3 protein-coding genes and 1 pseudogene are annotated in these 4371 nt (G+C 68.2%); 1 reads left to right on the forward strand and 3 read right to left on the reverse strand.

The window, feature by feature from the left end:
* The 3 genes and pseudogenes from WA805_RS19180 to lat form a co-directional block, all read right to left on the reverse strand.
* A pseudogene (locus WA805_RS19180) lies at positions 1–395 on the reverse strand (MFS transporter); the annotation flags it as partial.
* A 13-nt stretch (positions 396–408) separates the two neighbouring features.
* A complete protein-coding gene (locus WA805_RS19185; RefSeq protein ID WP_425238338.1) occupies positions 409–1965 on the reverse strand; it encodes an aldehyde dehydrogenase family protein in 1557 nt (518 codons plus the stop codon).
* A gap of 19 nt (positions 1966–1984) precedes the next feature.
* Positions 1985–3331 carry an L-lysine 6-transaminase gene (lat, locus tag WA805_RS19190; RefSeq protein ID WP_425243017.1) on the reverse strand — a complete coding sequence of 449 codons (1347 nt, stop codon included), beginning with the start codon at positions 3329–3331 and terminating at the stop codon, positions 1985–1987.
* 330 nt (positions 3332–3661) lie between these two features.
* Here lat and WA805_RS19195 point away from each other — a divergent pair, with 330 nt between their 5' ends.
* The gene (locus WA805_RS19195) at positions 3662–4033 is read left to right on the forward strand and encodes a VOC family protein (protein ID WP_424558668.1); all 372 of its coding nucleotides are present in this window, start codon (positions 3662–3664) and stop codon (positions 4031–4033) included.
* Positions 4034–4371: the final 338 nt, after the last annotated feature.

Genomic DNA, 4371 nt, shown 5'->3' on the forward strand with positions numbered 1-4371 from the left:
GCGATCGGCTCGTCCGCGGACGCCGCCACTCCGAGCAGCACGTCACGGACTGGGTCGACGCCGGGCACCTGGCGCGCGCGGGCGCAGTAGAACCCGCCGGACCGGTAGTGCAACAAGGCCGGGTCGGTTGGCCTCAGCGCCGCGGCCAGCGCGGCGTTGCCCTCGTGGCCGGCCGAGCTGATCGTGTAGTAGCCGCCGCCCTGCTGCTGCATCCACCGGGCCGCGAAATCGAGGTGCCGGCTCTCCGCCTGTGCGTCGAAGATGGCCAGCAGGGTGGCGCCATCCAGCTGGCTGCCCGCGCGCACCGGCGCGGCCGGGTCGGGACGTGCCGGGCCGCCAGGCAGGCCGCCCACCGCCTCCCTGAAGTGCCGGTCGAGCTCGGCTGCCGTGCTCATCGGCGGGCGCCCCTTACAGCCGGAAGTCGCGGTCCGGCGTGAGCTCGGCCACATCCATCTGCGCCTTCTGCAGCCGACCCGAGTAGTCCCAGTTCAGCGCCTGCCACCGGGTGAACTGGTCGAGCACCCACTGGCCCGACTGGCGAGAGCCGTTGCCGGACTTGCCGTTCCCGCCGAAGGGCAGGTGCGCCTCCGCGCCGGAGGTCGAGTTGTTCACGCTGACCATCCCGGCCGACACGCCGCGCCGGAACCTGAACGCTTCGGTGGCGTCGCTGGTGTAGATCGACGACGACAGTCCGTATCCGGGGGCGTTGGCCAGCTCGACCGCCTGATCCAGGGTCCGGTAGGTCGTGACCCCGACCAGCGGCCCGAACGTCTCCCGGTCGAAGATCTCGTCGCCAGGGCGCACCCCCTCGACGATCGTCGGGTGGCAGAAGATGCCCGCCTCCGGGTCGCCGACAAAGCCGGCCCGCGGGTTAGCCGCGGTAATCCGCCCGATTCCCGACGAGCCCATGACCTTGTGATGCGGGCCGATCCAGCCCAGGAACTGTTCGAAGCGCATCGCGAACCGCATGTCGAGCATCGGCCCGTAGAGCACCTCAGCGAACGGGTCGCCTACCGCGGCCGCCGCAGTCGCCTCGGCGAATCGGGTGAGGAACTCGTCGTGCACCGACTCGTGACAGATCACCGTGCCGAGCGAGGTACACCGCTGCCCGGCGGTACCGAACCCGCCGAACAACGCCCCCTCGACCGCGAGGTCGATGTCGGCGTTGGCGGTTACGACCATCGGATTCTTCCCGCCCAGCTCCAGGCAGGCCGACTGCAGGTGCCGGCCGGTTAGCTCGCCGATCCGCGCGCCTACCTCGCTGGACCCGGTGAACCCGACCTTGTCGATCAGGCCCGCGTCCAGTGCCCGCTCCAGGCCGGCGTACGTGGTCGGGCCGTCGGCGTAGACCACGTTGAACACGCCGGGCGGCAGCCCGCCGCCGCGGCAGAACAGCTCGTGGAGCGCACTTGCGGCGGCCGCCGAGTACTCGGCCGGCTTCCACACGACAGTGTTCCCGCACAGCAGCGCGGGGACGATGTACCAGGAGGGCACCGCGACCGGGAAGTTCCCCGCGGTGATCACCGCCACCGTGCCGACTGGATTGCGGAACGTGAACAGCTGTTTGTCAGGCATTTCGCTGGGCACGGTCTGGCCGTACAGCCGCCGGCCCTCGCCGAGGAAGAAGTCGCAGGTGTCGATGATCTCCTGGACCTCGCCGAGCGCCTCGGGGTACGGCTTCCCGATCTCGCGGGTGACCAGATCGGCCAGGGCCTGCTTATTGTCTTCTACCAGACGGCCGATGTTCGCGATCGCCCGGCCGCGCACCGGCGCGGGCACGTCCGCCCATGCCCGCTGCGCGTCGCGCGCCGCCTGGGCCGCGGTCACCAGCAGCGCCGCGTCGCCCAGCGCGACATCGGCGACCACTTCGTCGAGTCGCGCCGGGTTGGTGGACAGGATCCGCCCTCCCGGGGCATCGGCCACGGGGCGGCCGGCGATCACTGAGGAGACGGTGCGCTGATCCATCGGTAACATCCCTCGTTCGTCAACGGGCCAGAGCGGTCAGGGTGCGGTCCAGCGCGGCCAGCCCGAACTCGAGCTCCGGCTCGGTGACGTCCAGCGCCGGCCGGACCCGGATCGAACGTTCCCCGCACGGCAGCACAAGAACATGGTCCTCCCGCAGCAGCCGCTGCGCCACGTCGCGGGTCTCCGCGTCCGGGAGGTCGAACGCGCACATGAGCCCGCGGCCGCGAATGTTCGAGGCCAGGCCGGCGTGCCGCCCGCCGAGCGCCACCAGCTCGCTGAGGAGCCAGTCGCCGACCTTCGCCGCGTGCTCGATCAGCCCGTCACGATCGATGATTTCCAAGAGCCTGCGCGAACGGACCATGTCGACGAGCCCGCCGCCCCAGGTCGAGTTGATCCGGCCGGAGACCGCGAACACGTTGTCGACGACCTCGTCCACGCGCCGGCCGGCCATGATGCCGCCGAGCTGCACCTTCTTGGCGAACGCCACGATGTCCGGCTCGAGGCCGAGCTGCTGGTAGGCCCACGCGGTGCCGGTCGTCCCAACCCCGGTCTGCACCTCGTCGAGCACGAACAGCGCGTCGTTCTCGCGGCACATTGCCTGCATGGCGCGGAGGAACTCCGGCCGCATGTGGTTGTCGCCGCCCTCGCCCTGGATCGGCTCGGCGATGAAGCAGGCGATGTCGTGCGGGTACCGCTCGAACGCCGCCTCAGCCTGGGCCAGCGCCCGGGCCTCGGCCCGCTCGACCTCGTCCCGGTGGTCCGCCAGCGGAAACCGGACCGCGGGCACGTCGATCCTGGGCCAGTCGAACTTGGGGAACCGGTCGGTCTTACCCGGCTCGGTGTTGGTCAGCGACAGCGTGTAGCCGGACCGACCGTGAAACGCGCGGGTGAGGTGCAGCACCTTGCCGCCGAGCCCGGCCGGGCGGTCGGCCGCCTCGTTACGACGGCTCTTCCAGTCGAACGCGGTCTTGAGCGCATTCTCGACGGCCAGCGCCCCGCCCTCGACGAAGAACAGGTGCGGCAGGGCCGGGTCCCCCAGCACGCGGGCGAACGTCTCCACGAACTGCGCGTAGTGCGTGGTGTACATGTCAGGGTTGGCCGGCTTGTTCGCCGCCACCTCGGCTAGCGCGGCCATGAAGTCTGGGTCGTCGGCCAGCCCGCGCGGGTTAGATCCCAGCGGGGCGGATGCGAAGAACGTGTACAAGTCCAGGTACTTCTCACCGGACCGCGCGTCGACCAGCCAGGAGCCGCGGCTGGCCCGGGTGTCGTAGACGAGCTTGAAGCCGTCGGCGAGCACGTGCTGGCCGAGGACCTCGTGCACCTGATCCGGGGCGACCTCGCGTGGCAGCGGGATATGTTGGTTCACCGATAATCCTCCTGTCATCGCGGCCGTCTAGCAAATAATCTCCACTATAGGCCCATTTTAACGGCATAACGTGTGCCCATTGTGCGGGCCGCGGAGTAGCGGAGATCGGCAGGACAGGCGGATCCTCTACGCGGCATGAGAACGCGTTTCCGCGGAAACGGCTTGTGAAACGCTTCACAACCCGCTTCCGCGGAAACGCTATGGACGTAGTCGCCAGCGGCGTGACGAGCGTCCGGCGCCCTGTCTGCGGCTAGATGAGGGCGTCCGGTGACGCCAGAGGACCCCTAGGTTGGTGGAATGCGGGTCCAGTGCGCGACGCATACTGGCGACATGCCAGTACGACTGCACCACATCGTCGTTGATGCTCATGATCTGCCGGGCCTGGCCCGGTTCTGGACGCAGGCGCTTGGCTGGAAGGTACTGAGCGAGCGCGAGAATGAGATCGTTATCGGAACCGACGAAAACGCGCCCGTCGGCATGTGCTTCATGCCGGTCGACGATCCCAAGACGGTCAAGAATCGCGTGCATGTTGACCTCACCAGCAACGCCGCCGATCGCGATCAGGAGATTGACCGTCTTCTTGCGCTCGGGGCGCGCCGGGTAGACATCGGACAGACTGGCGCCGAGTCCTGGACTGTCCTCGCCGACCCCGAAGGTAACGAGTTCTGTGTCGTGCGCCCGAAGGAAACACTCATCCGTTAAGACACAGCACCGAGAACCGTAGTGGATCCTGCCCCCTGCGAAGAAGCCGGGCAGTTCCCCCGGTGGGACGTTCCTGGCGGCTGGTCCTGACAGCGGCATAGCAGGACCCGCGCGTGAGCGGTCAAGGGAAAGCCCGGATCCCTGCCGAGAATAGTAGATGTAGCTTTCTAGAAATCTATTGCTTGTTTTCGGCTACCGGTATAACGTAGGAACAGGTTCCGGGAGCATCGCTGGGACGACCAGCCGGCCCCGGGACCGACGGAAGGGTTTCCCATGGCAGTAACAGCAGTGATCCAGCACCACGTCGCCGATTACAAGGTATGGCGCAAGGCCTACGA

Origin of the sequence: Trebonia sp. (genome assembly GCF_049794275.1) — a bacterium.
In the GTDB taxonomy this organism is placed as follows: Bacteria; Actinomycetota; Actinomycetes; order Streptosporangiales; family Streptosporangiaceae; genus Trebonia.